The 26,846-nt window shown below is 70.7% G+C and carries 22 protein-coding genes and 2 pseudogenes; 18 read left to right on the forward strand and 6 right to left on the reverse strand.

Annotated elements, in window-relative coordinates; genetic code table 11:
- The first annotated feature begins 11 nt into the window (after positions 1 to 11).
- The 7 genes and pseudogenes from ABT114_RS39505 (at position 12) to ABT114_RS39535 (ending at position 11,162) form a co-directional block, all read left to right on the forward strand.
- Positions 12 to 4,976, forward strand: coding sequence for a non-ribosomal peptide synthetase (locus tag ABT114_RS39505; RefSeq protein ID WP_351148857.1), 4,965 nt, complete (start codon positions 12 to 14; stop codon positions 4,974 to 4,976).
- On the forward strand, positions 4,936 to 6,078 hold the full coding sequence (locus ABT114_RS39510) for an acyl-CoA dehydrogenase family protein (RefSeq protein ID WP_351148860.1): 1,143 nt from the start codon (positions 4,936 to 4,938) through the stop codon (positions 6,076 to 6,078). The genes ABT114_RS39505 and ABT114_RS39510 overlap by 41 nt, the downstream gene beginning before the upstream one ends.
- Positions 6,075 to 7,568: an amino acid adenylation domain-containing protein gene (locus tag ABT114_RS39515; protein ID WP_351148863.1), complete on the forward strand. Its 1,494-nt coding sequence runs from the start codon at positions 6,075 to 6,077 to the stop codon at positions 7,566 to 7,568. The genes ABT114_RS39510 and ABT114_RS39515 overlap by 4 nt, the downstream gene beginning before the upstream one ends.
- A complete protein-coding gene (locus ABT114_RS39520; RefSeq protein ID WP_351148865.1) occupies positions 7,565 to 7,831 on the forward strand; it encodes an acyl carrier protein in 267 nt (88 codons plus the stop codon). The genes ABT114_RS39515 and ABT114_RS39520 overlap by 4 nt, the downstream gene beginning before the upstream one ends.
- Positions 7,828 to 9,156: an NAD(P)/FAD-dependent oxidoreductase gene (locus ABT114_RS39525; RefSeq protein ID WP_351148868.1), complete on the forward strand. Its 1,329-nt coding sequence runs from the start codon at positions 7,828 to 7,830 to the stop codon at positions 9,154 to 9,156. The genes ABT114_RS39520 and ABT114_RS39525 overlap by 4 nt, the downstream gene beginning before the upstream one ends.
- 228 nt (positions 9,157 to 9,384) lie before the next feature.
- Positions 9,385 to 10,359: pseudogene (locus ABT114_RS39530) on the forward strand (hydroxyacid dehydrogenase); the annotation flags it as partial.
- A 29-nt stretch (positions 10,360 to 10,388) separates the two neighbouring features.
- Positions 10,389 to 11,162, forward strand: coding sequence for a 4'-phosphopantetheinyl transferase family protein (locus tag ABT114_RS39535; RefSeq protein ID WP_351148871.1), 774 nt, complete (start codon positions 10,389 to 10,391; stop codon positions 11,160 to 11,162).
- Positions 11,163 to 11,251: 89 nt separating this feature from the next.
- Here the strand turns inward: ABT114_RS39535 and ABT114_RS39540 are convergent, their stop codons facing one another.
- Complete coding sequence (locus tag ABT114_RS39540) at positions 11,252 to 11,929, reverse strand: AfsR/SARP family transcriptional regulator (protein WP_351148873.1); 678 nt, start codon at positions 11,927 to 11,929, stop codon at positions 11,252 to 11,254.
- Between the two features lie 394 nt (positions 11,930 to 12,323).
- On the opposite strand from ABT114_RS39540, the gene ABT114_RS39545 reads away from it, so the two are divergent.
- The 4 genes from ABT114_RS39545 to ABT114_RS39560 all read left to right on the forward strand — a co-directional run bounded on the left by ABT114_RS39545 (position 12,324) and on the right by ABT114_RS39560 (position 16,849).
- The gene (locus tag ABT114_RS39545) at positions 12,324 to 12,494 is read left to right on the forward strand and encodes a hypothetical protein (RefSeq protein WP_351148876.1); all 171 of its coding nucleotides are present in this window, start codon (positions 12,324 to 12,326) and stop codon (positions 12,492 to 12,494) included.
- Positions 12,491 to 14,788 carry a TOMM precursor leader peptide-binding protein gene (locus tag ABT114_RS39550; RefSeq protein WP_351148878.1) on the forward strand — a complete coding sequence of 766 codons (2,298 nt, stop codon included), beginning with the start codon at positions 12,491 to 12,493 and terminating at the stop codon, positions 14,786 to 14,788. The genes ABT114_RS39545 and ABT114_RS39550 overlap by 4 nt, the downstream gene beginning before the upstream one ends.
- 247 nt (positions 14,789 to 15,035) lie before the next feature.
- Positions 15,036 to 16,127, forward strand: a complete 1,092-nt coding sequence (locus ABT114_RS39555) for a sensor histidine kinase (RefSeq protein WP_351148881.1) — start codon at positions 15,036 to 15,038, stop codon at positions 16,125 to 16,127.
- A gap of 110 nt (positions 16,128 to 16,237) precedes the next feature.
- Positions 16,238 to 16,849 carry a response regulator transcription factor gene (locus tag ABT114_RS39560; RefSeq protein ID WP_351148883.1) on the forward strand — a complete coding sequence of 204 codons (612 nt, stop codon included), beginning with the start codon at positions 16,238 to 16,240 and terminating at the stop codon, positions 16,847 to 16,849.
- Positions 16,850 to 16,959: 110 nt separating this feature from the next.
- Here ABT114_RS39560 and ABT114_RS39565 read toward each other — a convergent pair whose 3' ends face one another.
- Positions 16,960 to 17,655, reverse strand: coding sequence for an NADH oxidase (locus tag ABT114_RS39565; protein WP_351148885.1), 696 nt, complete (start codon positions 17,653 to 17,655; stop codon positions 16,960 to 16,962).
- Positions 17,656 to 18,130: 475 nt separating this feature from the next.
- Here ABT114_RS39565 and ABT114_RS39570 point away from each other — a divergent pair, with 475 nt between their 5' ends.
- Together ABT114_RS39570 and ABT114_RS39575 are read left to right on the forward strand one after the other, a co-directional pair.
- The gene (locus ABT114_RS39570; protein WP_351148888.1) at positions 18,131 to 18,739 is read left to right on the forward strand and encodes a hypothetical protein; all 609 of its coding nucleotides are present in this window, start codon (positions 18,131 to 18,133) and stop codon (positions 18,737 to 18,739) included.
- A 165-nt stretch (positions 18,740 to 18,904) separates the two neighbouring features.
- Positions 18,905 to 19,381, forward strand: coding sequence for a phospholipase (locus ABT114_RS39575; protein ID WP_351148890.1), 477 nt, complete (start codon positions 18,905 to 18,907; stop codon positions 19,379 to 19,381).
- 146 nt (positions 19,382 to 19,527) lie between these two features.
- Here the strand turns inward: ABT114_RS39575 and ABT114_RS39580 are convergent, their stop codons facing one another.
- Positions 19,528 to 19,731: a hypothetical protein gene (locus ABT114_RS39580; RefSeq protein ID WP_351148893.1), complete on the reverse strand. Its 204-nt coding sequence runs from the start codon at positions 19,729 to 19,731 to the stop codon at positions 19,528 to 19,530.
- Positions 19,732 to 19,918: 187 nt separating this feature from the next.
- Positions 19,919 to 21,007, reverse strand: a complete 1,089-nt coding sequence (gene ychF / locus ABT114_RS39585; RefSeq protein WP_351148895.1) for a redox-regulated ATPase YchF — start codon at positions 21,005 to 21,007, stop codon at positions 19,919 to 19,921.
- A 164-nt stretch (positions 21,008 to 21,171) separates the two neighbouring features.
- On the opposite strand from ychF, the gene ABT114_RS39590 reads away from it, so the two are divergent.
- Positions 21,172 to 21,783, forward strand: coding sequence for a DUF6542 domain-containing protein (locus ABT114_RS39590; protein ID WP_351148898.1), 612 nt, complete (start codon positions 21,172 to 21,174; stop codon positions 21,781 to 21,783).
- A 194-nt stretch (positions 21,784 to 21,977) separates the two neighbouring features.
- Here the strand turns inward: ABT114_RS39590 and ppgK are convergent, their stop codons facing one another.
- A complete protein-coding gene (ppgK, locus tag ABT114_RS39595; RefSeq protein ID WP_351148901.1) occupies positions 21,978 to 22,724 on the reverse strand; it encodes a polyphosphate--glucose phosphotransferase in 747 nt (248 codons plus the stop codon).
- A gap of 29 nt (positions 22,725 to 22,753) precedes the next feature.
- Positions 22,754 to 23,779: a 4-hydroxy-3-methylbut-2-enyl diphosphate reductase gene (locus tag ABT114_RS39600; RefSeq protein ID WP_351148904.1), complete on the reverse strand. Its 1,026-nt coding sequence runs from the start codon at positions 23,777 to 23,779 to the stop codon at positions 22,754 to 22,756.
- A gap of 97 nt (positions 23,780 to 23,876) precedes the next feature.
- On the opposite strand from ABT114_RS39600, the pseudogene ABT114_RS39605 reads away from it, so the two are divergent.
- The 4 genes and pseudogenes from ABT114_RS39605 to ABT114_RS39620 form a co-directional block, all read left to right on the forward strand.
- A pseudogene (locus tag ABT114_RS39605) lies at positions 23,877 to 24,542 on the forward strand (APC family permease); the annotation flags it as partial.
- An 83-nt stretch (positions 24,543 to 24,625) separates the two neighbouring features.
- Complete coding sequence (gene xseA / locus ABT114_RS39610) at positions 24,626 to 25,834, forward strand: exodeoxyribonuclease VII large subunit (RefSeq protein WP_351148907.1); 1,209 nt, start codon at positions 24,626 to 24,628, stop codon at positions 25,832 to 25,834.
- A gap of 9 nt (positions 25,835 to 25,843) precedes the next feature.
- Complete coding sequence (locus ABT114_RS39615; protein ID WP_351148909.1) at positions 25,844 to 26,068, forward strand: exodeoxyribonuclease VII small subunit; 225 nt, start codon at positions 25,844 to 25,846, stop codon at positions 26,066 to 26,068.
- A gap of 134 nt (positions 26,069 to 26,202) precedes the next feature.
- Complete coding sequence (locus tag ABT114_RS39620) at positions 26,203 to 26,793, forward strand: malonic semialdehyde reductase (RefSeq protein ID WP_351148912.1); 591 nt, start codon at positions 26,203 to 26,205, stop codon at positions 26,791 to 26,793.
- Positions 26,794 to 26,846 lie beyond the last annotated feature (53 nt).

The following is a 26,846-nucleotide window of genomic DNA, read 5'->3' on the forward strand; positions in this document are numbered from 1 at the left end:
GAGAACCTGTCATGACCGCCCCGAAGCTCATACCCGAGCTGGTGGCCCGGCAGGCCGCGCTGACCCCGGACCGGCCGGCGGTGGCCGCGGCCGGCAGCCAGCTGACCTACGCCGAACTGGACGCCAGAGCGGACGCCTTGGCCCACCGCCTCATCACCCGTGGCGCGACACCCGACCAGCCGGTGGGCGTGCTGCTGCCCCGCGGCATCGACCTCGTGGTCGCCCTGCTCGCCGTCTGGCGGGCGGGCGCCGCCTACCTGCCCATGGACCCCGGCCACCCGCAGGCCCGTATCGCCGGTCTGGTCGAGCAGACCGGTATCGGCCTGGTCGTCACGGACTCCGCCGGGCACGACCTGGTCACGGCGGCCGGTGCCAAGCCGGTGCGCACCGACGACCTCACCCCGGCCGGTGCGTTCGAGCGAGTCGCCGCCGTACCCCGCGGCGCCGCCTACGTGATGCACACCTCGGGATCGACCGGCCGCCCGAAGGGCGTCGTCGTCGACCACGCGGGCATCGCGGGCCGCGTCCGGTGGGCGGTCGAGGAGCTCGGCCTGACCGCGGCCGACCGGGTGCTGCAGAAGACCCCGGTGACCTTCGACGCGGCCGGCTGGGAGATCTTCGCGCCGCTGATCGTCGGCGGCACGGTGGTGCTCGCCCCGGCCGGCGCCGAGCGGGAGCCCGCGGCCCTGCTCAAGGCCGTCGCCGACGAAGGCGTGACCGTCCTGCAGGTGGTGCCCTCCGTACTGCACGAGCTGATCGAGGTGGACGGCTGGGAGCGCTGCGGCGCCCTGCGCACGCTGTGCTGCGCCGGTGAGCCGCTGCACGCCGAGCAGGTCCACAAGGTGCTCGCACTGGCCCCGGGCCGGCTCGCGGTCTGGAACACCTACGGGCCGACCGAGTGCTCCATCGACATCACCGCCCACCGCTTCGACCCCGCGCAGTCGGCAGGGCCCGTGCCGATCGGCCGGCCGATCGCCGGGATGCGTGTCCTCGTACTCGACGCGAACGGTCAACCGGCGGACGAGGGTGAACTGTTCGCGGGCGGCCCCGGAGTCGCACGCGGCTATCTCGGCCGCGCCGATCTGACCGCGGAGCGCTTCGTACCGGATCCGTACGGGCCTGCCGGGGCGCGCCTCTACCGCACCGGCGACCGGGTGCGGGTGCGTGCGGACGGCGGCCTGGAGTACCTCGGGCGGATCGACCGCCAGGTCAAGATCAATGGCGTACGGATAGAGCCCGGCGAGATCGAGTACGCGCTGGAGAGCCATCCGGAGATCGGCGGCGCGGCGGTCGTCGCGGTCGAGACTCCGGGCGGCGGCAGCGCTCTGGCCGCCTACGTGCGGGCCGCCGAGGTGCCGGACGGGCTGCGCGCCCATCTGAGCGAGCGGCTGCCCGCCACCCATGTGCCTTCGGTGCTGATCGCGGTCGACCGGTTCCCCACCACGTCCAACGGCAAGCTGGACCACGCGGCGCTGCCCGCGCCGTCGTTCGCCGGCCGGACTGTGCGACAGGCGTCGGCGGCAGAGGAGACGGTGGCCGAGGTCTGGCGCAAGCTGTTCAAGACCGACGACATCGCCGCCGACGCCGACTTCTACCAACTCGGCGGCACGTCGCTGCAGTTCACCCGTCTTGTCAACCGGCTGCGCAAGGCGACGGGCCGCGACCTGGCCCTCGCGGACCTGTTGAACGCGACCACCATCGCCGACCAGGCACGGCTGCTCGACGGCCTCGGTGAGCAGCCCGCCCCGGCGGCCGGACAGGACAGCCCTGCCCCCGCGGTCGGGGACGGTCCGAAGCCGCTGCCCCGCACCGGTCCGCTCCCGCTCTCCTTCGGCCAGCGCCGACTGTGGGTCGTCGACCGGATGCACCCGCGCAGCCGCGAGTGGGTGTCCGCGCTGTTCCTGTCGGTGCCGGACGGTACCGACTCGGGGCAGATCGGCGCCGCGCTCGACCACCTGGTCGAGCGGCACGAGGCGCTGCGTACCGCCTTCGTCGCCCAGGACGGCGAGCCGATGCAGCTGATACAGCCGCACGGTTCGCTGGAGCTGACCACCGTCGACGTGGTGGGGCACAAGCTGCCCGCCGTGCTCGACCGTGAGCTCGACCGTGGCTTCGACCTCGCCGGCGGACCCCTCGCCCGGGCGCTGCTCGCTCGCGACCCCGCGCCCGGCGGCCGCCAGGTGCTGATGCTCTCGGTGCACCACATCATCTGCGACGGCTGGTCCTCCTCCGTCCTCGAGCGTGAGTTCGCCGAGATACTCGACGCGCTGCGTACGGGCCGCGCGCCTGAACTGCCCGCTCTGCCGGTCCAGTACGCCGACTTCGCCGCGTGGCAGCGCGACCGGATCACTCCCGAGGCCATGGAGGCGGAGCTCGCCCACTGGCGGGGGACCCTGGCCGGCGCGGCTCCGCTGGAGCTGCGGTCCGACCACCCGCGCCCCCGCGTGCGGGACGCCAAGGGCGCGATGGTGCCGGTCGAGCTGTCGCCGCAGGTCACCGAGGCACTCACGGAGATCGGCCGGCGCTGCGGTGCCACCCCGTTCATGACACTGCTCACCGGCTTCGCCACGCTGCTCGCCCGGCAGACCGGACAGTGGGACGTCGTACTCGGCACCCCGGTGGCGGGACGCGACAGGCCCGAGACCGAGGGCGTCGTCGGCTTCTTCCTCAACAGCCTGGTGCTGCGGCTGGGTCTGCAGGGCGGGCTGTCGTTCGCCGCGGCCGTCGAACAGGTCAGGGACGTGTGCCGTGACGCCTTCGCCCATCAGGACCTGCCCTTCGAGCAGTTGGTCGCCGACCTGGCCCCCGAGCGCGACTCCGCACGCACCCCGCTGTACCAGGTCGCCTTCGACCTGCACGACGAGGAGCTCACCGGATCGGCCGCCGACAGGGCGGACTTCGCCACATTGATCGAGGTCTCCCGTATCGCGAAGACCGACCTGACGCTCTATCTGCGCCGCCGCCCGGACGGCGGGATGTCCGGCGGTCTGGAGTACGCGACCGGCCTGTTCGAGCGGGACACCATCGAGCGCATGGCGGACCAGCTCGTCCTGCTCCTCGATGAGGCATCGTCCGAGCCGGTCACCCGCCTAGACGAGGTGAACGTACTTCCGCAGGCCGAGCGCGGCGAACTGCTGCAGTGGAGCAGCACGCCCGCACCGAAGTACACGCTCGACGCCCCGAGCCGCTTCGAGCGGCAGGCCGACGCCACCCCCGAAGCGGTCGCGCTGCGCACCGAGGCCGGCGAGGTCACGTACGCCCAACTCGACCAGCAGGCCAACCGGATCGCCCACCGGCTGCAGGAACTCGGCGCCGGTGCCGACTCGGTGGTGGGTGTGCTGGTCGACCGCGGCACCGACCTGATCGCCGCGCTGCTCGGCGTCTGGAAGGCGGGAGCGGCGTATCTGCCGATCGAACCGGGCACGCCGGACGAGCGGATCAGGTACATGCTGGCCGACGCCGGTGCCACGCTCATGGTGTCCGACACCGGCCTCGACGGCGTCACCACCGTCTCACCGCAGGCAGCCCATGCCTCCGCCGGCCGGCCGGCGCGCTCCGGGGACCCCGAGCGGCTCGCCTACGTCATCTACACCTCCGGCTCCACCGGCCGCCCCAAGGGCGTCGAGATCACCCAGGCCGGCCTCGTCGGTCATCTGCGCTGGGCGGTCGACGAGTTGGCGCTCGCGGCGCCCGGCGGCGCGGCGGTGTTCACCTCCGTCGCGTTCGACCTCGGCGTCCCCAACCTGTGGGCGGGACTGCTCGCAGGACGGCCGACCACGCTGCTTCCGCAGGACGTCGACCTGACGGAGCTGGGGGACCGCCTGGTCGCCGCCGCCCCGCTCGCCTTCCTCAAACTCACACCCGGCCATCTGGAGATCCTCTCCGGACTGCCGGACGCGCGGATCGCGCAGCTCGCGGCCCGGATCGTCGTCGCGGGCGAGGCGCTGCCGGTCGCACTGGCCGAGCGCTGGGCCTCGCTGCTCGGCCCGGGCAGGCTGATCAACGAGTACGGCCCGACCGAGGCCTCCGTCGGCACCTGCGTCCACCCCCTCACGGCGCCGGTCGGCCGGGGCACCGTGCCGATCGGACGGCCGCTGCCCGGCGTACGGATGCAGGTGCTCGACTCCTGGCTCCGGCCGGTTCCGATCGGTGCGGTCGGCGAACTCTGCGTCGGCGGCGCGGGCGTCGGCCGCGGCTACACCGGCCGGCCCGGCCTTACCGCGGAGAAGTTCGTCCCCGACCCGTACGGGAAGCCGGGCGAGAGGCTCTACCGGACCGGTGACCTCGCGCGGGTCCTCGACGGCGGGGCGGTGGAGTTCCTCGGCCGCTCCGACACCCAGGTCAAGATCCGCGGCTACCGCATCGAACTCGCCGAGATCGCCGCGGTGGTCACCGAGCATCCGCAGGTCGGGCAGGCCGTGGCGACCGCGGACAACGGGCAGATCGGCGTCTGTTACGTACCGGACGGAGACGAACCCGAAGCAGGGTCCCTGCACGCGCTGTGCGCCGAGCGGCTGCCCGAGTACATGCTGCCGACCTCGTTCACCGCGCTGACCGCCATGCCGCTGAACGCCAACGGCAAGGTCGACCGCGCCGCGCTGCCGAAGCCCACCGCCCGGACGCAGGAGCTGGTCGCACCGGACGGGATCGTCGAGGAACGGGTCGCGGAGATCTTCACCGAGCTGCTCGCGGTCCCGGTGGGCGCGGACACCGGCTTCTTCCGGGCCGGCGGCAACTCGATCCTCGCGATCCGTCTTGTCGCCGCGCTGCAGGACGCCTTCGACGTCGACCTGCCGATCCGCGCCGTGTTCGAGGGACCGACCGTGGCCGAACTGGCCGCCCTGATCGAGGAATTGGTCCGCGCCGAACTCGACGAGCTGTCGGACGCGGAGCTCGACGCCTATGGGCTCGACACCAGTGGAAAGGAGGACAGCAGTGGACTTCGCCTTGACGAGCGAGCAGAGGCAGCGTCATGACCGGCTGCTGAGCGCGATCAAGGAGCAGCTGCCAGGGCGCCGCCGCACGGACCCGACAGACCACTTCGACCGGGACGACTGGGGAAAGACGGCGGACCTGGGGCTCACCGGACTCTGTCTGCCGGAGGAATTCGGCGGCGGCGGTCTCGGTGCGTTCGATACGGCGCTGTGCCTGGAAGCGTTCGGCCGGGGCTGCCTCGACACGGGTCTTGCCTTCGGGGTCGCGGCCCATCTGCTCGCCTGCGCCGTGCCGATCCGCGACTTCGCCGGTGAGGAGGTGCGCGGGCAGCTGCTCAAGGGCATGGCCGACGGTTCGTTGATCGCCTCCAACGCGATCACCGAGGACTCGGCCGGCTCCGACTCGGCCCGTCTGGAGGTGACCGCACGCCGCGACGGCGACTGCTACGTGATCGACGGTGTGAAGTCGTTCGCGAGCAACGCCCCGCTCTCCGACGTGATCGTGACCTATGCGGTCACCCAGCCCGAGGCCGGCTTCCTCGGCACCAGCGGTTTCGCGGTCCCTCGCGAACTGCCGGGGCTGAGCGTGAGCGGGCCGATGGAGAAGATGGGCCTGCACGGCTGCCCGGCCGGCCGGATCACCTTCGACGGAGTGCGGGTGCCCGCCCGTTATCTGCTCGGCAGCGAGGGCCAAGGGCGGATGATCTTCCAGCACTCGATGGGCTGGGAGCGGGCCTGCCTGTTCGCCATCTACCTCGGGGTGATGACGTACCAGCTGGAGCGGTGCGTCGCCCACGTGCGGTCCCGCCGCCAGTTCGGCCGCAGGCTGGCCGACTTCCAGGCCGTGTCGCACAAGATCTCGGTCATGTCCGAGCGGCTCGAAGGGGCGCGGCTGCTCCTCTACCGGGCCTGCTGGCTGACCGACCAGGGCAGCGCGGACGCCGGTGCCGTATCGCTGGCCAAGGTCGCCGTCTCCGAGGCCGCGGTGGCCAACGCCAGGGACGCGGTGCAGGTCTTCGGCGGCATCGGCTATCTCGCCGCGACCGGTATCGAGCAGCAGCTGCGCGACGCCGTGCCGAGCACGCTCTTCTCCGGCACGACCGAGATCCACCGGAACGTCATAGCGAGGGAGAGAGGGCTGTGAACCTGCACGAGCTGGTCATCCACTCCGCCCGGCGGCATCCGGACCGTACGGCCGTCGCCGCCGCGGGGCGCGAGCTGAGCTACCGCGAACTCGATCGCGGCGCGGACGAGTTCGCCCGGCTGCTCGCCACGGCCGGCGTCGGCCGCGGCGACCGGGTGGTGCTCTGGGGCGACAAGTCGCCCGAGGTCGTGGTGGCGATGCAGGCGGTGCTGCGCCTGGGCGCCGTCTACGTGCCGCAGGACGGGACCGCGCCGGTCGGCCGGGTCGTCACCGTCGCCCACGACTGCGAGGCCCGGGTCGTGTGCGCCACCGGGGACCGTATGGCGGAGATCACCGCGACGCTCGGCGGCACCGCGGTGCTCGACCTGGAGCAGGCCGCCGCGCCCACCGGCGCGGCGGCGGCCCCGCCCGCCGATACGGAGGTGAAGCCGGACGATCCCGCCTTCATCCTCTACACCTCCGGTTCCACCGGGACGCCGAAGGGCGTGAGCATCAGCCACCGCAACGCCCGGGCCTTCGTGGACTGGGCGGTGGAGCTGCTCGACGCCGGGCCCGATGACCGCTTCGCCAACCACGCGCCGCTGGTCTTCGACCTTTCGGTCCTCGATCTGTACGCGGCCTTCTCGGTCGGCGCCTCGGTCCGCCTGGTCCCGGCGGCGCTGGCCTACGCACCGGGCGAGCTGGTCGAGTTCCTGCACCGGGAGCGGATCACGGTCTGGTACTCGGTGCCGTCGGCGCTGATCCTGATGATCCGCGGCGGCCGGCTGCTCGACAGGCCCGCCCCCGACGGCCTGCGGGCGGTGCTGTTCGCCGGCGAGCCGTTCCCGATCGCCCATGTCCGCCGCCTGGCGGCCTGGACGGACGCTCGACTGCTCAACCTGTACGGGCCGACCGAGACCAACGTGTGCACCTGGCACGAGGTCGTCCCGGCCGACCTCGAACGCGAACGGCCGGTGCCGATCGGCAAGGCCGCAAGCGGCGACGAGGTGTGGGCGAGGACCGACGCCGGCACGGTCGCCGTCCCTGGCGAGCAGGGCGAACTCATCGTCACCGGACCGACGGTGATGCTCGGCTACTGGGGCCGGGGCCCCGGCTCCGAGGAGTACGCCACCGGCGACATCGTCACCGTGCTGCCCGACGGCGGTTTCGACTACGTGGGCCGCCGTGACCACGCGGTGAAGGTACGCGGCCACCGGATCGAGCTCGGCGAGATCGAGATCACCTGCAACGTCCACCCCGATGTCGAGACCGCGGCCGTCGTCGTGGCCGGCGAGGGGATGGACGCCCGTCTGGTCGCCTTCGTGGTCCCCGTGGCCGGCGCCCGGCCCGGCGCTCTGGCGCTGCGCCGTCATCTCGCGGAGCGGCTGCCGAGCTACATGATCGTCGACCACGTCCATCTGCTTTCCGACCTGCCGAGAACACGCAACGGCAAGATCGACCGACCGGAGCTGGTCCGGCGGCATCTCACCCTTTCGAAAGGACGCTCATGAACACCGACGCCGTGACCGCCCGCCTCCTCGACTTCATCAGGGTCGAATTCCTCTGGTCCGACGAGGGCCGTGAGATCGACGCGAGCACCCCGCTGCTCGAGTGGGGGATCATCGACTCCCTCCGTATCGCCCTGCTGCAGTCCTTCATCCTCAACGAGTGGGACGTCCCCGTGCCCGCCGCCATGATCGACGCGAAGAACTTCAAGAACGCGGCCTCGATCGCCGCCATGATCTGCGAGCTGGACAAGGAGACCGTGCGATGAGCGCCACCGACTTCGACGTCGCCGTGATCGGCGGCGGGCCGGCCGGTTCGACTGCCGCCTCGTACCTGGCCCGTGCCGGTCTCTCCGTGATCGTCTTCGAGAGCGAGACGTTCCCGCGGCCGCACGTGGGCGAGTCCCTGGTGCCGGCCACCACGCCGGTGCTGCTTGAGATAGGCGCCCTCGACAAGATCGACGAGGCGGACTTCCCCCGTAAGTACGGGGCCTCTTGGACCTCGGCCGAATCGCGTGACATCCCCCGGCTCGGCTTCAGCGGTCTGCAGCACGACTGGACCGCGGACATCCAGTTCGTGGAGCGCGACCAGAAGGGCGTGGACCGCGACTACACGTACCACGTGGACCGTTCGCTGTTCGACGCGATCCTGCTTCGTCACTCCCAGGAGCAGGGCGCGACCGTCATCAACGGCGCCCGAGTCCTCGGTGTCGACTTCGGCGACCCCGAGGTGACGGTCCGCACCCGGATCGCCGGCAAGGAGCTCGACTACACGGTCGGTATGGTCGTGGACGCCTCCGGCCGGCAGACGATGCTCGGCCGCCAGCTCAAGACCAAGGTGTCCGACCCGGTCTTCGACCAGTACGCCGTGCACACCTGGTTCGAAGGCCTCGACCGGGAGGCGCTGGCCACCTCCGCGGCCCAGGCCGAGCACATCTACGTGCACTTCCTTCCGATCAAGGACTCCTGGGTCTGGCAGATCCCGATCACCGACAAGATCACCAGCGTCGGTGTGGTGACCCAGAAGAAGCGCTTCAAGGAGGGCAGCGGCGATCTCGACGAATTCTTCTGGGAGTTCGTGGGCAGCCGCCCCGAGCTGAACGACGCACTGAAGGGCTGCCGCCAGCTGCGCCCGCTGAAGGCGGAGGGCGACTACAGCTACTCGATGAAGGAGATCATCGGCGACCGCTACGTCCTGATCGGCGACGCCGCCCGCTTCGTGGACCCGATCTTCTCCAGCGGTGTCAGCGTGGCGCTCAACAGCGCCCGTATCGCCTCGCAGGACATCATCGCGGCGCACGCGGCCGGCGACTACGGCAAGGAGCGGTTCACCGCGTACGAGACCAAGCTCCGCCGTGCGGTGCGGTACTGGTACGAGTTCATCTCCATCTACTACCGCCTGAACGTCCTGTTCACCGCCTTCGTCCAGGACCCCCGCTACCGCACGGACGTCCTGAAGATGCTGCAGGGCGATGTGTACGACGACGAGGAGCCGAAGGCACTCATCGCGATGCGCGAGGCGGTGGCCGCGGTCGAGGCCAACCCCGATCACCTTTGGCACCCCTACCTCGGCACGCTCAAGGCGAGCGGCTGACGGATCCGTACGACTCGTAGTCGTACGACGCCTTCGACATCCCCACCCGAAAGCGGGGCCAGGGCCGGCACATCCCCCAGCCGGTCCTGGCCCCTGGGGCTTCACCGTGCATCGCCGCGATTCGGCGCGGTCATGGACCGCCGACCGTCATCGCCGTCAGCCGCCGCGGTCATGAACCGCCGTCAGTCACCGCCGTAAGCCATCGCGGTCATTCCAGAGAGGCAGATCATGCCCAGCAATCCCCTTGATCCCAGCGCGGGCCGCCCGGTCGTCCTGCTCGCCGAGGAGTTGTCGCCCGCCGCCGTCGCGGTGCTCGGTGAGGACGTCGAGGTGCGGTCCGTCGACGGCACCGACCGTGCCGCGCTGTTGACGGCGCTCGCGCACACCGACGCGATCCTGGTGCGCAGCGCCACGCGGATGGATCGCGAGGCCATTGCCGCCGCGCCGCGGCTGAAGATCATCGCCCGGGCGGGAGTCGGCCTGGACAACGTGGACGTCGCGGCCGCCACCGAAGCCGGCGTCCTCGTCGCCAACGCACCGTCCGCCAACACCACGAGCGCCGCCGAACTCGCCTGCGCCCTGCTGCTCGCGGTCGCCCGCAACGTCCCGCAGGCCGGCGCGGCGCTGAAGGGCGGCTCCTGGCAGCGCTCACACTTCACGGGAGTCGAGGTCTCCGGCAAAGTACTCGGCGTCGTCGGCCTCGGCCGTATCGGCAGCCTGGTCGCGCGGCGGATGGCCGCCTTCGGCATGACGGTGGTGGGTTACGACCCGCAGGTGACCGCGGCCGACGCGGCCGCGGCAGGAGTGCGCCTGCTGCCCCTCGACGAGGTCCTGGAGCAGGCCGACTTCCTCACCGTCCATGTGCCGCGCACGCCCGAGACCACGGGCCTGATCGGCTTCGACGCGCTGCACCGGGTGAAGCCGTCCGTGCGCATCGTGAACACCTCGCGCGGTGGCGTCATCGACGAGAACGAGCTGTACGCGGCGCTGAAGGAGGGGCGTGTCGCGGGCGCCGGGCTCGATGTGTTCGCGAACGAACCCTGCACCGACTCACCGCTGTTCGACCTGGAGAACGTGGTGGTCACCCCGCACCTGGGCGCGGGCACCCACGAGGCGCAGATCAAGGCGGGGACCGCCGCCGCCCAGTCGGTGCGGCTCGCCCTGGCGGGTGAGCACGTGCCCGAAGCCGTCAACCCGCACGGGATACCGCCCTCTGTGAAGGAGGTCACCGGATGATCGCTCAGGGGCCCGCGCCCGTCCTCGGCAACAGCATCGGCCGCTTCGGCCGGAGCAACGCCGTCCATGTGTGGCACGGCCGGGTCACGGACCTGCCCGACCCGGCCGACGTCGCCCTGCTCGACGCCGCCGAACTGCGTACGTACCAGGGTCGCAGCGCGCCGTTCGACGGCCATTACGCGGGGGCGCATGCGGCCGTGCGCCGGATCCTCGCCGATCACTATCTCGGCTGCCCGCCGGCCGCGATCCGGTTCGGCAGGCACCTGTGCCCGCGGTGCGCCGACGGCACGCACGGCCGGCCGAAAGTCGTCGCGCCCGCCACCCGGCTCGACTTCAGCCTCTCCCGGTCCGGGCCGTACTGGCTGCTCGCGGTCACCGCCGGCGGGCAGGTGGGCATCGACATCGAGGTCCATGGCGGGCGCGACCTCGGAGGCATGGCCGAAGTCGCCCTGTCGGACGGCGAGTTGGCGGCCCTCGAAGCCGCCGGGAGCGAGCAGGAGCGGGAGGCGTTCTTCCTGCGCTCCTGGACCCGGAAGGAAGCGATCCTCAAGGCCGCGGGCATCGGGATCGTGGCCGAGCTGCGCAGCCTGGACGTGTTCCCCCAACGGGACGGTCCGGTCAGTATCGCGTACACCGACCCTGCGGTCCGCGGCGTCTGGCGCGTCGAGGACGTCCCCTTGGGCCCCGGTATGTCCGCGGCCGTGGCCCGTGACCACCAGGAAACGGGCCCGGTGCTGCTCCGGTCGTCCACCTCGGCGCTCGCCGCCTGAGAGCCGCCTGCCTTGGCGGTCCTGGGGCCCTGTCTCTGTGGGACAGGGCCCCAAGACATGTCCCACAGAGACAGGGCCCCAGCTGACCCTCACGCGCCGACCATGAGCCGCCCTCTTCCTGGCAGCGCCGGCTCGAGGCCTTCCTCCAGGATCACCTGGTGAGCTCCGCGCAGGGCGGGACCGGGGTCGACCCCCAACTGGTCCCTGAGCAGCCGGCAGCCCTCGTAGAACACGTCAAAGGCCTCCGCCTGCCGGTCACTTCGGTGCAGAGCGATCATCAGCTTCGCCCGGAACGTCTCCCGCAGCGGGTGCGCGCCCACCAACTGGGAGAGCTCACCGACGAGCGCGTGATGGCGACCGAGGAGCAGATCCGCCTCGATACGGCTCTCCAGAACCTCCATACGGGCCAGGTCGATCCGGGACCGCTCGTTGTCGATCAGCGCATCGGTCACGCCCGTGAGGGTGGGGCCGCTCCACAGGTCGAGTGCCGCCCGGAAACGCACCGCCGCACCTTCTATGTCGCGGGTTCCCATCAAGGACTGGCCTTCCTTGGCCAGTTGGTAGAAGTCCTCCAGGTCGAAGCGCGCGCCCGCTCGCTCGATTCGGTAGCCGCGCCCGCAGCGAGTGATCGTCGCGCCGTCGCCGAAATGGCCGCGCAGGCGCGACGCGTACGTATAGATCTGCGCTTGATAAGTGGCCGGGGGCTTTCGTTCCCACAGCACCGCGCCGAGATCCGAGTCGGAGACGACCCAGCCGTCGGCCAGCAAAAGGGTTGCCAGGATGGTCCGTTGTTTGCAACCGCCGAGTGGAGCTTCCACTCCGGCAGACCGCATTCCGACGGGCCCGAGAACACAGAACTCATACATGACCGGCTGTCAGCTCCCATCCGCAGGTCGAGTCGCCTGATTCCCCGGGACGAACCCCGGTACAGCGACAGTGCCAAGCCGGCATGGGCCACGCCCAGTGCTTCCGTACCGGGTCGGTTGTGTATCCGTCAGTGTCTCGATCATGAAGAAAACACATGCCGTGACGCGCGCCCGTAACCCGCGTGAAAAGTTCACCCCCGGGTGGTGACTCCGGCACTGTGTGCCGTTCCCCGCGCTTCGCAGAATCTTCCCCGTACTCATCGAAGCCATCACATGGTGAAGGGAATTGATCAGAATGAACCTCAACTCTCCGCAGGCCGGCGATCTTACGCACACCCCGGCCGACGCCGCTTCGGGCGCCCAGCTGGTGATCGAGAACCTGGACGGGCCGGCGGACACGAGCGGCGTACTGTTCACGGTCACCTACTCCTTCTCCCTTCAGGCCCCGGCGGACTCCGTCGCATGACCTCCACCGGGACACACGGCGACGGCGCGGGCTTCATCGGTTTCAAGAGCCACCTTCGGGTCACCGTGGTCCCCGGAGAGGCCGCCTATCTGCTCTCGCAGCGCGGGGTCACCGCGCTGCGCGGGCACTCCGCGGAGGTGCTCGCACCTCTGCTCGACGGCACCCGTGACCGGCAGGCGGTGCTGCGGGAAGCCACCTCGGCCCTGGAGCCGGCCGCGGCGCAGGCGGCGCTCGCCGCGCTCGAGTCGGCGGGGCTGCTCCGGCTGCACACCGCCTCGGCGCCCCTGGCGGCCGAGGCGCCCCCGGCCGCCGCGGCCGCCGAGGCGTACTGGGACCTCGCCGGCCTCGACGGCGGCCGGGCAGCGCGCGAAGTGGCCGCGGCCCAGGTACGGATCGTGGCGCTGCCCGGCACCGATTCGGACCGGCTGCACACGGCGTTACGGGAGTCCGGGATCCGGGTCGCACCGGCCGGCGAGGCGGCCGCCTTCACCCTCGTACTCTGCGAGGACTATCTCGACCCGGCCCTGCGGGACATCGACAACGCACTGCGGGCCGAAGGCCTGCCCTGGCTCCTCGTCCGCACGGGCGGCGCCGACCCGTGGGTGGGGCCGGTGTTCCGGCCCGACGCCGGACCCTGCTGGTCCTGCCTGGCCCCGCGGCTACGCGGACACCGCCGCTCCGAGGTGGTGCTGCAGCACCACCTCGGCCTCGACGGCCCCGCGGGCAGGCCGGCCGTCGGGCTGCCCGCGGGGGCGTCGGCGGCCGTCCAGCTGGCCGCACTCGAGACGGCGAAGTGGCTGGCCGGGATCCGGCACCCCGGCCAGAGCGCCGTGCACGTCCTCGACACCCTGCGGCTCACCACGGACGCGCACCCCGTGGCCACGCTGCCGCAGTGCCCGGTGTGCGGTGATCCGGAGCTGGTCGCCCGGCAGGTGCGCGCCCCCTACGTACCGGTGTCCAGGCCCAAGGCGGACCAGGACTCCGGCGGCCACCGGGCGCTCACCCCTCAGCAGATGCTCGACCGCTACGGCCACTTGGTCGACCCGGTCACCGGCATCATCAAGGACATCAGCCGGGCCCGTAACTGCCCGGACTTCGTGGAGTCCTACCTCTCCGGCCATAACCTGGCCATGGGCGCGGCCTCCCTGGCCGGGCTGCGCGCCGGTCTGCGCGCGCTCAGCGGCGGCAAGGGCATCACCGAGACCGACGCGAGAACCAGCGCGCTGTGCGAGGCGGTCGAGCGCTACAGCGGCACCCGGCACGGCGACGAGCCGGTGGTGGTGGACAGTTACGCCGCGCTCGGACCGGCCGCCGTGCACCCGCGCGAGTGCCAGCTGTACGCGGACCTCCAGGTGCGCGACCGGGACGCGTGGAACGCGGCCGGGTCCTGGCTGACCCATGTCCCCGAGCCGTTCGCGGATGACCGTCCCACCGAGTGGACTCCGGTGTGGTCGCTGACCACCAACACCCAGCGGCTGCTGCCCACTTCGATGCTCTACTTCGGTCAGGGCCCGGCCCCCGACGGCCTGTGCGCCGACTCCAACGGCAATGCCGCCGGCAGCAGCCGGGAGGACGCGCTGCTGCAGGGATTCCTGGAACTGGTGGAGCGCGACGCCGTGGCGCTGTGGTGGTACAACCGGCTGCGCCAGCCGGCCGTGGACCTGGACAGCGCGGACGACCCCTATGTCGAGCGCGTACGATCCGGCTGCCGGCAGGCCGGCCGCGAGGTGTGGGCGCTCGATCTCACCTCCGACTTCGGCATCCCGGTGGTCGCGGCGCTCTCCCGGCGCGTCGACTCCCCTGCCGAGGAGATCGTGTTCGGCTTCGGCGCCCACTTCGACCCGCGGATCGCGCTGCGCCGGGCACTCACCGAGATGGGCCAGCTGCTGCCCGCGGTCACCCCCGGACCGAACGGCAGCGGTTACGCCATCACCGACCCGGAGCCGGTGCGCTGGTGGCGGACCGCGACCGTCGCCAACCAGCCTTATCTGGCGCCGGACCCGCACGTATCAGCCAGCCTGGCGCACGGCCGTCTCTTCCAGCCCCGCACCGATCTGAGCGACGATGTGGCAGCGGTCACCGAACTGGTCCGCGACCGCGGTATGGACCTGCTCGTACTCGATCAGACCCGTCCGGACCTGCAACTGCCCGTGGTGAAGGTGATCGTGCCCGGGATGCGGCACTTCTGGCCGCGGTTCGCGGACGGCCGGCTGTTCGATGTTCCGGTCGCCCTGGGCCGGCTGGCCGAGCCGACCCGCTACACCGATCTGAACCCCGTACCCATGTTCGTCTAGCCCCGCATCATCCAAGCGCACGGGCCTGCCTTGGCCTATTATCACAGTGCGCTTAGACCTGTGGGCAAGCGAAGGGGGCAGAAGATTGATGTCGGCACAGCACGGTTCAGAGCAGGCGGATGCCGGGATCGGGGAATCTCCGGAAAAGGCGGGGGAACTAACGCACTTAGGCCAGCCTGAGCCTCCCGCACCACGCCTCGCCCGCGCCATTCTGCTCGCCGCACTGGGCAGCTTCCTGGTCATCGCCATGCTCAACGTGCTCGCCGCCGAGATGAGCGTCGGCATGAGCGCGATGGCACTGACCTGCCTGGCCGCCATCTTCGCGCTGCAGCTCAGACACTCACGTCCGGACGCGGACCGAGCCTCCAGGCAGCAGAAGTTCGCCACCCTGGGGGCTCAGGCACTTCTTACCTATCTGCCCATCCTGGTCTTCCGGGCCCAGTGGGGCGGAATGGCTGGTTTCTTCGCCGGCTCCCTGCTCCTTCTGCTGCCGCCGAGGATCGCCTGGCCCGCATATGCGGCAGTGGGTCTTTCGATGCTGCTGCCGCCGGTCCTCGACGGCCGTTCGGTGCTCGACAGTGTCTATCTGTGCCAGTCCACGCTGTTGACCGGTGTGGTGGTGTTCGGTCTCACCCGCCTCGCCGACCTGGTGCACGTCCTGCACGACACCCGGGGCCGGCTTGCCCGGATGGCCGTCACCAAGGAACGGCTGCGCTTCGCCCGCGACTTGCACGATCTGCTCGGCTACAGCCTCTCCGCGATCACGCTGAAGAGCGAGCTCATTCACCGTCTGATCCCAGGTAATTCACAGCGCGCCCTCACGGAGATACGCGAAGTCCTCGCCATTTCCCGGCAGTCGCTCGCAGACGTGCGTACCGTCGCCAGCGGCCTGCGCGACATGTCCCTGGTGGAAGAGGTCAACGCCGCCGAGGGGCTGCTGATCGCCGCGGACGTCGACACCCGTGTCACGCTGCAGCAAGGCACGATGAGTCAGCAGGTCAGCACCGTCCTCGCGGCTGTACTGCGCGAGGCGGTCACCAACCTGCTGCGGCATTCCAAGGCCGACAGCTGTGTGATCGAGGCGGTGCAGCAGGGCGGCCGGATCCGGCTGCTCGTCGAGAACAACGGCGTACAGCCCGACTACCGGGACCTGTCCGTGCACAGCGGCAGCGGCCTCGGCAACCTCGCCTCCAGGATGCGCGAGATCTCCGGCGAACTGCACACCGACCGCGGCCCGGACGGCACCTTCCGGCTCGTGGCCGAGGCCCCGGCCTTCCCCGATCGAAACCGGTCCGACACCGACGCCATGGCATCGGCCACCCGAGAAGCAGCGGCCTGAGACACAACCCCGCGAGAAACAGCGCACCCGGCCGCACCCCCCGAGAAAACAGCACCCCCGGCCGCACCCACCGAGAAGCAACGGACCGAGCCGCCGAAGGAGATCCGTACGTGGCCATACGCCTGCTCCTGGCCGAGGACATGAACATGGTGCGCGGCGCGCTGGTCGCACTGCTGAGCCTGGAGGACGACATGGAGGTGGTCGCAGAGCTGGCGCGCGGCGACCAGATCGTGCCCACCGCGCTCGACTGCCGTCCCGACGTAGCGATCATCGATATCGACCTGCCCGGGCTCGACGGCCTCAACGCCGCCGCCCGGCTGCGGGAGAAGCTGCCCGAGTGCCGGACGCTGATCCTCACCAGCCTGGGCCGCCCCGGCACCGTACGCCGCGCGCTCACCGCGCAGGTCAACGGCTACCTGCTCAAGGACGCCCCACCGCACGAACTGGCCGATGCGATCCGCCGGGTGGTCGCCGGCCAGCGCGTCATCGACCCGCAGCTCGCCCTCGATGTCTGGGGCTCCGCGGAGAACCCGATGACGGAGCGGGAGACGGAAGTACTGCGGCTCGCCGCGGAGGGACTCGAGGCCGGCGAGATCGCCAAGCAGCTGCAACTGGCCCGCGGGACGGTACGCAACTACCTCACCTCGGCGGTCACGAAGCTCCTGGCCCGCAACCGGGTGGACGCGATCCGGATCGCCCGGGATGCGGGGTGGCTGCCGTAACTCGGGGGTGGCTGCTGCCCTGGGTTTCCGGGGTGGCGGCCGCAGTACGCTTCCAGGCCGCTGCTGCCGTACGGCTCCAGGGCCGCCGCTGCCGTACGTCTGACGACGGGTCATGCGCTGTGGCGAGGCCCGGCGCGACCGAGGATCTGCGGGCGCGGCCGGTCACCCTCCGCCTTGGTGGCCATGCCGGCCGCCGCGAGATAGTCCAGGATCCGCTCCGTGACCCCTGCGGGCAGCGCCAGCGCGGCCGAGGCCTGGTCCGGGGTGACCGGCCAGACCAACAGCCCGAGCACCCACACCACTTCCGGCCGGTGCACCTGCACGCGATACGAGGCATCAGGCGCCTGTACGGAGACACCGTCGCGCCCGACGGAGAGCGACACCCCACCGGGCAGCCGCACCAACTCCTGTCCCGGCAGCGGCGCGAGCGCGAAATGCGCGACCGGGGACACCGGCATCGCCGAGAGCAGCGGTCCGCTCAGGTCGTCGATGCCCAGCGTACGGACGATGAGGTGCGACAACCGCTCCAGATGAAGCAGCAGATAGTGCCCGTCGCCCTGATCCGCGGCCGGCGCCCGCCCCCCGTTCTCCTCGGGCTCGAGCCCGGCCTCGAGGTTCGCGAGCCGCACCGGCCCCAACTCCAGTCGGTGCAAGGCCTCTTCGAGCGCAGGATGCGGGGCGGAGACCCGCTCGCTCCCCCACGGCCCGGTGAGCACCAGCTCGCCCTCCAGGTCCCCCGGCTCAACCACCACCCCCTCAACCAGTGACCAGAGGTCGACGGTGCACCCGTCGACGTCGTCCGGCATGACAACCTCCTCTTGGCCCCTTTCGCGCGAACGCCGAACCGCGTTCACCGTGCGTCTCAATTGTGGCCGCGCCCCCCGTACCGCAGAAACCGATCCCCTCACAGGCTCGGCATGAAGATGTCACGCCACGACCCGGGGTTCCTGAGTCCCTGAGTCCCTGAGTCCCTGAGTCCCTGAGTCCCTGAGTGACCGGACGCCCCATCTCCCCTAGGGGACGTCTCCGGGATCTTCACGGGGCCGCGACTCCTGGCACACGGCCGCCTCGCCGCACGACCGCACAGCCGCCTCACCACACGACCGCACTGCCCAACTGCTCCCCGTTCGCAGGCGATACGGCCGCACGCGGTCGCCCCGCACACGCGCAGCGACCTCTTGCTTGCCCAGAGCTTGGGAGACAACCCCTAAGGCGCGCCTCCGGGTAGGCCCCGGGTACATCCCGATAGTCCGGAACGCCTCGGTCCGCGACCGTGGAACCATGACAACGACAGAGCGCACCCCCCGCCGCCTCGCCGTCCTGATCCCCCTCCTGCTGCTGTCGTACGGCGTGCTGCGCCTGATCGACGGCATGGACGGCGACCACGGTCCGGGCCTGGCATGGAACCTCGGTCACACGTTCTTCCTGGCCGCCTTCCTCCTCCTCGGCGCCTTGATCGTGGTGCTCCACCGGCAAGTCCCCGGGACCACCCCCCGTATGCGAACTGCCGCCAACACCGCCGCGGTTGCGGGCCTGGCCGGCGCCGCCTGCTTCATCTGGGTCATCCTCGGCGACCTCAGCCCCGCCCTCGCCGACGCCGCCCCGCTCCCCGCCCCGCTGGAGCTCGCCGGCCCGCTCGCCTTCCAAGGCGGCCTGCTCACGCTCCTGACGGTGCTCGCGACCGTCCGCCCGAGGCGACTGCCCGCCTGGACCCCGGTCCTGACCTTCGTCTCCTTCGCTTTGATCACGGTCAACCTCGACCTCCTCCCCCTCGCGGCCCTCACCCTCCTGGCCGCCCTCGCTCCCCTGGCCTCCCCCCGCGCCACCCCGAACACCCGGACCCACCAGGACGTTTGGGCAAGCACCAGGACGGCGCTCAAGGGTCGCTGAGCCCTGAGCCCTTGCCGACCTGGTGACGAGGCCGGCGCGTTGGGCCCCATGTGGGCCAGGGAGAATCCGTATAGCCCCCGCAAAGGTTTCGAATAACTGCTCCTTCCAGCCTGAGGCGTGCCGCGCCGGGAGACACCCGGCGCCCCCACTCGCTGGAGGACTCAGATGCGTCGTCGCCTTGCGACCCTGCTCGCCACCGCAGTGTCCGGAATCATTGTTCTTGCCTCCCCGGCCACCGCCGCACCGGCCGACAAGCCCCAGGTACTGAGCAGTTGGACGCAGACCAGCGCGACCAGCTACAACGCCTGGGTCGCAGCGCGCGCCGACCAGGGCGCCTGGTCGGCCTACGGCTTCGACTGGTCGACCGACTACTGCAGCTCCTCCCCCGACAACCCCTTCGGCTTCCCCTTCCAGACGTCCTGCGCACGCCACGACTTCGGCTATCGCAACTACAAGGCGGACGGCACGTTCAGCGCCAACAAGTCCCGCCTGGACGACGCCCTCTACGCCGACCTCAAGCGTGTCTGCTCCGGCTACTCCGGCCTGACGAAGACCTCCTGCGACTCCACCGCCTGGACGTACTACCAGGCCGTAAAGGCCTTCGGCTCCAGCTCCGCGGTCGACGGCGCCAAGGTGGCCTGACCTGGACCTGACCGTCCAACGGTGCAGGAACCTGGCGGCGGCCTCCCCGAATTTGACCCGACGAAGCCCTCCAGCCTGCACAAACGCAGGCCAGAGGGCTCCTCGAACGGCCGCGAAGAGCGGACCACCCCTCTCACGAGCACCAGTCACGCTGCGCCGGTCTCGCGCATCGGTCGGCTCAGGTAGGGAACTCCGGTCACGGCGAACAGGGCGGACCCCATCTGCATCGCGGTGACGGCGGCTTCCCACGTCTCACTCTCCGCCGCGCGCGGGTCGGTGAGGCTGTGGGCGAGAAGGGACATGATCGCCGAGCCGAAGGCAGCGTCGAAGCACCCTCCCCGCTGACTCACCGTTCAACGCCACCCAGCCCATATCCAGCTGGCGTACAGCGAACGACGGATGACGTCAGGTGACGAACCGTCGGGTCATCCAGCCGAAATCCAGCCACGGACACGCGAACGGGGTCGACCCGAAACCGGGCCGACCCCATCTGACCTGGCAGTTTGCTAAATCGCCGGATCCACGGTCATGCGTGGCCTACACATTGAACCGGAACTCCACGACGTCCCCGTCCTGCATCACGTACTCCTTGCCCTCCATGCGGGCCTTGCCCTTGGCGCGGGCCTCGGGGACCGAGCCCGTCGTGACCAGGTCCTCGAAGGAGATGACCTCGGCCTTGATGAAGCCCTTCTGGAAGTCGGTGTGGATGACACCGGCGGCCTCGGGGGCGGTGGCGCCCTTCTTGATGGTCCAGGCGCGGGATTCCTTGGGGCCGGCCGTGAGGTAGGTCTGCAGGCCGAGGGTGTCGAAGCCGACGCGGGCGAGGGTGGCGAGGCCCGGCTCCTCGGCGCCGACCGACTCCAGGAGCTCCATCGCGTCCTCCTCGTCGAGCTCGGCGAGGTCCGCCTCCAGCTTGGCGTTGAGGAAGATCGCCTCGGCGGGGGCGACCAGGGCGCGCTGCTCGTTCTTGAAGTCTTCGTCGACCAGCTCGTCCTCGTCGACGTTGAAGACGTACAGGAACGGCTTGGTGGTGAGCAGGTGCAGGTCGTGCAGCAGCTCCTCGTTGCCGGAGCCCTGGACGATGCCCGCCGAGAAGAGGGTGTCGCCCTTCTCCAGGATCTCCTTCGCCGCCTCGACCGCCGCGACCTTCGGCGCGACGTCCTTCTTGATCCGCGACTCCTTCTGGAGGCGCGGAAGAACCTTCTCGAGGGTCTGGAGGTCGGCGAGGATCAGCTCGGTGTTGATCGTCTCGATGTCGTCCTTGGGCGAGACCTTGCCGTCGACGTGGACGACGTTCTCGTCCTTGAAGGCGCGGATGACCTGGCAGATCGCGTCGGACTCACGGATGTTCGCCAGGAACTTGTTGCCCAGGCCCTCACCCTCGGAGGCGCCCTTCACGATGCCGGCGATGTCGACGAAGTCGACGGTCGCCGGGAGGACGCGCTGCGAACCGAAGATCTCGGCCAACTTGGTGAGGCGGGCGTCCGGGACGCCGACCACGCCCACGTTGGGCTCGATCGTGGCGAACGGGTAGTTGGCCGCCAGCACGTCGTTCTTGGTCAGGGCGTTGAAAAGGGTCGACTTGCCGACATTCGGCAGACCGACGATTCCGATCGTGAGCGACACGTTGCGACTTCCCGTACGTGAGAGGACTGGAGACCAGGGGGCCGATCCACCAGTCTACGGCGTGCCGCGCCCCGCCCCGGCGATGCATCGAACGCTTGGCCAAGCTCGGCCCAACGGCGTGTCTGATGGCCTATTCGACAGATAAACCGACCTAAGTTGGTCCAGTGGAGCAACACAGGACGCGACCCCAGCAGCACGGACCGCGACGCGGTACGCCACCGCCGCCCCTGCCCCCGCAGGGCGGCCGCGGCGGGGCGGCGCGGTCCGCCCGGCCGTCCGGTCCAGGGCCGTCCTCCCGTCCCGTGGGGATGGGTGCTCCCACCCGCGGGCCCGCGCAGCGTCGCCCGGCCCCGGTACGGCGGCCCGCTCCACCGGTCGTGCAGGCCGTACGGCGGCTGCCCAACCCGCGGCTGACCGGGCTGGGCGGCGGGCTGTTCTGCGGGGCGGTGATGTTCCTGGTCGGCTCTCTCGACCAGCTGCTGTTCGGCGGGGCGCTGACGGTGTACAGCGTGCTGTTCCTGCCGGTGTCCGCGCTGACCGCGGTGTGGGTGCGCAAGGGCGACCTGGTGACCGCGCCGGTCGTCGTGCCGATCGCCTTCGCGGTGGGGCTGCTGCCGGTGGCCGACGGCAGCGGCGGGATCGGGAGCCGGCTGATGGGACTGGTCACCGGGCTCGCCACCCAGGCCGGGTGGCTGTACGGCGGAACGCTCGTCGCCGGGCTGATCTCGACCGTGCGAAGGGTCCGCCTGGTGAATCAGCGCCGGCGACTCCGGTGAATGCCGGTCGCGCGGTGAGTGCGGTGCGTGCGGTGGCTCCGTCCGGCCGGTGGGTCTGAGCAGCCTTGACGGACTCCGGTGCGGTATCGCGCCCCGTAAGGGGCGCGGGGCTGTGTCGACATGCGGCTCCGCCGCGTGGGAGCGACCAGCCCCCACCGGCCCGCGGGTTCGTCACCGCGCTTCCAGCGGAGCGCTCAGCCCTCCTTCAGGGCCCGCATCGCCGCCCCCACGATCCCCGCGTTGTTCTGCAGCTGCGCCGGGACGATCTCCGCCTTGATGCCCTCGATGAGGTGCAGGAACTTGTCCGACTTGCGGCTGACGCCGCCGCCGATGATGAACAGCTCGGGCGAGAACAGCATCTCGACATGGGCGAGGTACTTCTGGACGCGGTGGGCCCACTGCTCCCACGTCAGTTCGTGGTCCTCCTTGGCCTTGCTGGAGGCGTGCTTCTCCGCGTCGCGGCCGTGGAGCTCGAGATGGCCCAGCTCGGTGTTGGGGACGAGGACGCCGTCGATGAAGAGGGCGCTGCCGATGCCGGTGCCGAAGGTCAGCAGGATGACCGTGCCCCCGCGGCCCCGGCCGGCGCCGAACTGCATCTCGGCCACGCCCGCCGCGTCCGCGTCGTTGACCACGGTCACCGGGAGGCCGCCCAGCCGTTCGCCGAACAACGCCCGCGCGTCCGTGTCGATCCAGCTCTTGTCCACATTGGCTGCCGTGCGGATGGTGGCCCCGCCCGTGACCACGCCCGGGAAGGTGAGCCCGACCGGGCCCTTCCAGCCGAAGTGGTCGATGACCTGCTTCACCCCGTCGGCCACCCCGTCAGGAGTCGCCGGGCGCGGGGTGAGCACCTTGCACCGCTCCTGGGCCAGGTCGCCTCTGTCCAGGTCCACAGGAGCGCCCTTGATCCCGGATCCACCGATGTCCACGCCGAAGATCTGCATGGCTCTACGTTACGACGTGGGACTGACAGTCACTCCGCGGAGTCGGCTGAAGTGCCGGCCCCGCCGCGCTCGGCGACCAGGGCCGCCGCCTCGTCGCGCAGGTCGCGGCGGAGTTCCTTCGGCAGGGAGAAGGTGATGGACTCCTCGGCCGCCTTGACGATCTCGACGTCCCCGTAGCCGCGCTCGGACAGCCACTCCAGGACCTCCTCGACCAGCACCTCCGGCACCGACGCGCCCGAGGTGACGCCGACCGTCGTCACCCCCTCCAGCCAGGTCTCGTCGATCTCGTGGGCGAAGTCCACGAGGTACGCCTCGCGTGAGCCGGCGAGCTTGGCGACCTCGACGAGCCGCTTGGAGTTGGAGGAGTTGCGCGAGCCGACCACGATCACGAGTTCCGCCTCGGCGCCCATCTGCTTCACGGCGAGCTGGCGGTTCTGCGTGGCGTAGCAGATGTCGTCGCTCGGCGGGGAGATGAGCTGCGGGAACTTCTCCTTGAGCGCGTCGACCGTCTCCATGGTCTCGTCGACCGAGAGAGTGGTCTGCGAGAGCCAGACGACCTTGGACGGGTCGCGGACCTCGACCTTGGCGACGTCCGCGGGGCCGTCGACGAGCTGGATGTGGTCGGGGGCCTCGCCGGAGGTGCCGATGACCTCCTCGTGGCCCTCGTGCCCGATCAGGAGGATGTCGAAGTCCTCGCCCGCGAAGCGGACGGCTTCCTTGTGGACCTTGGTGACCAGCGGGCAGGTCGCGTCGATGGTGGCGAGACGGCCGCGCTCGGCCTCCTCGTGGACGACGGGGGCCACGCCGTGCGCGGAGAACATGACGATGTTCCCCTCGGGCACCTCCTCCGTCCGTTCGACGAAGATGGCGCCCTTCTTCTCCAGGGTCTGCACGACGTACTTGTTGTGGACGATCTCGTGCCGGACGTAGATCGGGGCCCCGTACTGCTCCAGGGCTTTCTCGACGGCGATCACGGCGCGGTCCACACCCGCGCAGTAACCACGGGGGGCGGCGAGCAGGACACGGCGGCCAGGCGAAGCAGTCATGGCAACCATCGTAAGGCCGCGTTCGGTGGGTCAGAGATCGCGTGCTCCCCCGTGCGCGGGGAGACTGACGGCGAGCCGGGAAGGGTCGCGACGCGCGGAGGCACTGATGTCCGACATCGGCACGACGGCCCGTGTCGCCGAAGAGGAACACGACCTGCGGCGCAGCCTCGGCTTCCGGGACCTGGTCGTCTACGGCCTGTTGTTCATCGCCCCCATGGCGCCGGTCGGCGTGTTCGGCACGCTGGACGCGAAGTCGCACGGGGCGGTGGCACTGGTGTACGTCGTCGCCACGGTGGCGATGGCGTTCACCGCGTTCAGCTACGCGCAGATGGTGCGGGTCGTCCCCCAGGCGGGGGCGGTGTTCGCGTACGCGCGCGTGGCGCTCGGCAGGGAGGCGGGGTTCATCGCCGGGTGGATGGCGATGCTGGACTACCTCCTGATCCCGGCCGTGGCCTACCTCTTCTCCGGCATCGCGATGAACTCCCTCGTCCCGGAGGTCTCGCGCTGGGTGTGGACGGCGCTCGCGGTCGTCGTCACGACCCTGCTGAACCTGTGGGGCGTACGGGCCGCGGCCCGCGTGGGCTTCCTCGTCCTCGCGATGGAGATCGTGGTCCTCGTCGTGTTCGTCGTCTCGGCGGTCGTCGTCCTCGCGCGCGACGGGGCCGAGCGCGGCTGGCTGTCCCCGCTGACCGGGGACGGCACGCAGGGGGCCTTCGCGCTGTCGGCGGTGATCGGCGCGGTCTCGATCGCCGTCCTGTCGTACCTCGGCTACCCCCAGAGATGGGACGGGTAGGGGCGGCGGGGGCGAAAACGGCCTGGGCCGCATTGTCGGCACCGGCCGTTACTCTCGGGCGCATGGCTGTGAACACGTCCGCGGACGCCCCGCTGCCCGTCGGCGAGGTCTCGCGGCTCATCGGGGGGTGGATCGACCGGCTCGGCGCGGTGTGGGTCGAGGGGCAGATCACCCAGTTGTCGCGGCGCCCGGGCGCGGGCGTCGTGTTCCTGACGCTGCGCGACCCGTCGTACGACATCTCCGTCAGCGTCACCTGCTACCGGCAGGTGTTCGACGCGGTCGCCGACGTCGTCGGTGAGGGCGCGCGGGTCGTCGTACTGGCGAAGCCGGAGTGGTACGCACCGCGCGGGCAGCTGTCGCTGCGGGCCGCCGAGATCAGGCCCGTGGGCGTCGGCGAGCTGCTGGCCCGGCTGGAGCATCTGAAGAAGTCCCTCGCCGAGGAGGGGCTGTTCGCGCCCGAGCGGAAGAAGGCGCTGCCCTTCCTGCCGCAGCTCATCGGGCTGGTCTGCGGCCGCGCCTCCGCCGCGGAGCGTGACGTGCTGGAGAACGCCCGGCACCGCTGGCCGGCCGTCCGCTTCGAGGTGCGCAACGTCGCCGTGCAGGGCGTGCACGCCGTCCCGCAGGTCGTGCAGGCCGTGAAGGAGCTCGACGCGACCGACGCCGTGGACGTGATCATCGTCGCGCGCGGCGGCGGCAGTGTGGAGGACCTGCTGCCGTTCTCCGACGAGCAGCTGGTCCGCGCGGTCGCCGCCTGCCGTACGCCGGTCGTGTCGGCCATCGGGCACGAACCCGACACCCCGCTCCTCGACTACGTGGCCGACCTGCGGGCCTCGACCCCGACCGACGCCGCGAAGAAGGTCGTACCGGACGTCGGCGAGGAGTACGAGCGGGTGCGGATGCTGCGCGACCGGGCGCGGCGGTGTGTGGAGGCGATCGTCGAGCGGGAGGAGCGCGGGCTCGCCCATGCGCTCGGCCGGCCCTCGATGGAGGATCCGCAGCGGATGATCGACGAGCGGGCCGACCAGGTGTCGGCCCTGCTCGACCGGGGCAGGCGGACCCTGGGCCACCTCCTCGACCGGGCCGACTCCGAGCTGACGCACACCCACGCGCGCGTGGTGGCCCTCTCCCCCGCGGCGACGCTCAAGCGGGGCTATGCCGTGCTCCAGAAGGCGGACGGGCATGTCGTCCGCGACCCGGGCGAGGTGGCGGCGGACGAGGCGCTGCGGGCGCGGGTCGCCGAGGGCGAGTTCAACGTACGAGTCGATCTTTAGGGTGAGTGAATGACCGGCAAAGTGGATGAAGCGCTCGGGTACGAGCAGGCCCGCGACGAGCTGATCGAGGTCGTACGGCGGCTGGAGGCGGGGGGTACGACGCTGGAGGAGTCCCTCGCGCTCTGGGAGCGGGGGGAGGAGCTGGCCAAGGTGTGCCGGCGGTGGCTCGAGGGCGCGCGGGCGCGGCTGGACGCGGCGCTGGCCGGGGAAGCCGAGGGAGAGGAAGCGGAGTAGGCGTCGGTGACGCCTGTGAAGCGGGTCACCACGCCCCGACTTTCGTTGAAGGTTGAACTTCTCTTCCCGTATGGTCAGTGCCGTCAGCCGGTCCTGACCCTCAGGGCCGGACGCACATCCCCGAGAAGGTTCAGATGTCTCTCGTTCTCGACCCCGCCGCCCAGGACCTGCTGTTCCGCGAGGCCCGCACCGCGAACACCTTCACCGACGAGCCGGTGACCGACGAGCAGGTGCAGGCGATCTACGACCTGGTCAAGTACGGCCCGACCTCCATGAACCAGTCGCCGCTGCGCGTCACCCTGGTCCGCTCCGCCGAGGCCCGCGAGCGCCTCGTGCAGCACCTGGCCGAGGGCAACCAGAAGAAGACCGCCGCCGCCCCGCTGGTCGCGATCCTCTCCGCCGACAACGAGTTCCACGAGGAGCTGCCCCAGCTCTTCCCGCACTTCCCCCAGGCCAAGGACGCCTTCTTCGGTGAGCGCACGGTGCGCGAGCCCAGCGCCGCGCTCAACGCCACCCTGCAGGCCGCCTACTTCATCATCGGCGTCCGCGCCGCCGGTCTGGCCGCCGGTCCGATGACCGGCCTCGACTTCGAGGGCGTCCGCAAGGAGTTCCTCGACGACGACCACACCCCGCTGATGGTCGTCAACATCGGCAAGCCGGGCCCGGACGCCTGGTTCCCGCGCTCCCCGCGCCTGGCCTACGACGAGGTCGTCACCACCGTCTGATCGCGGTCCGCAGGTATGACGAGAGGGGCCCCCGGCGCTGTGCCGGGGGCCCC

The sequence above is a fragment of the Streptomyces sp. NPDC002088 genome (assembly GCF_040296605.1).
Lineage (GTDB): Bacteria > Actinomycetota > Actinomycetes > Streptomycetales > Streptomycetaceae > Streptomyces.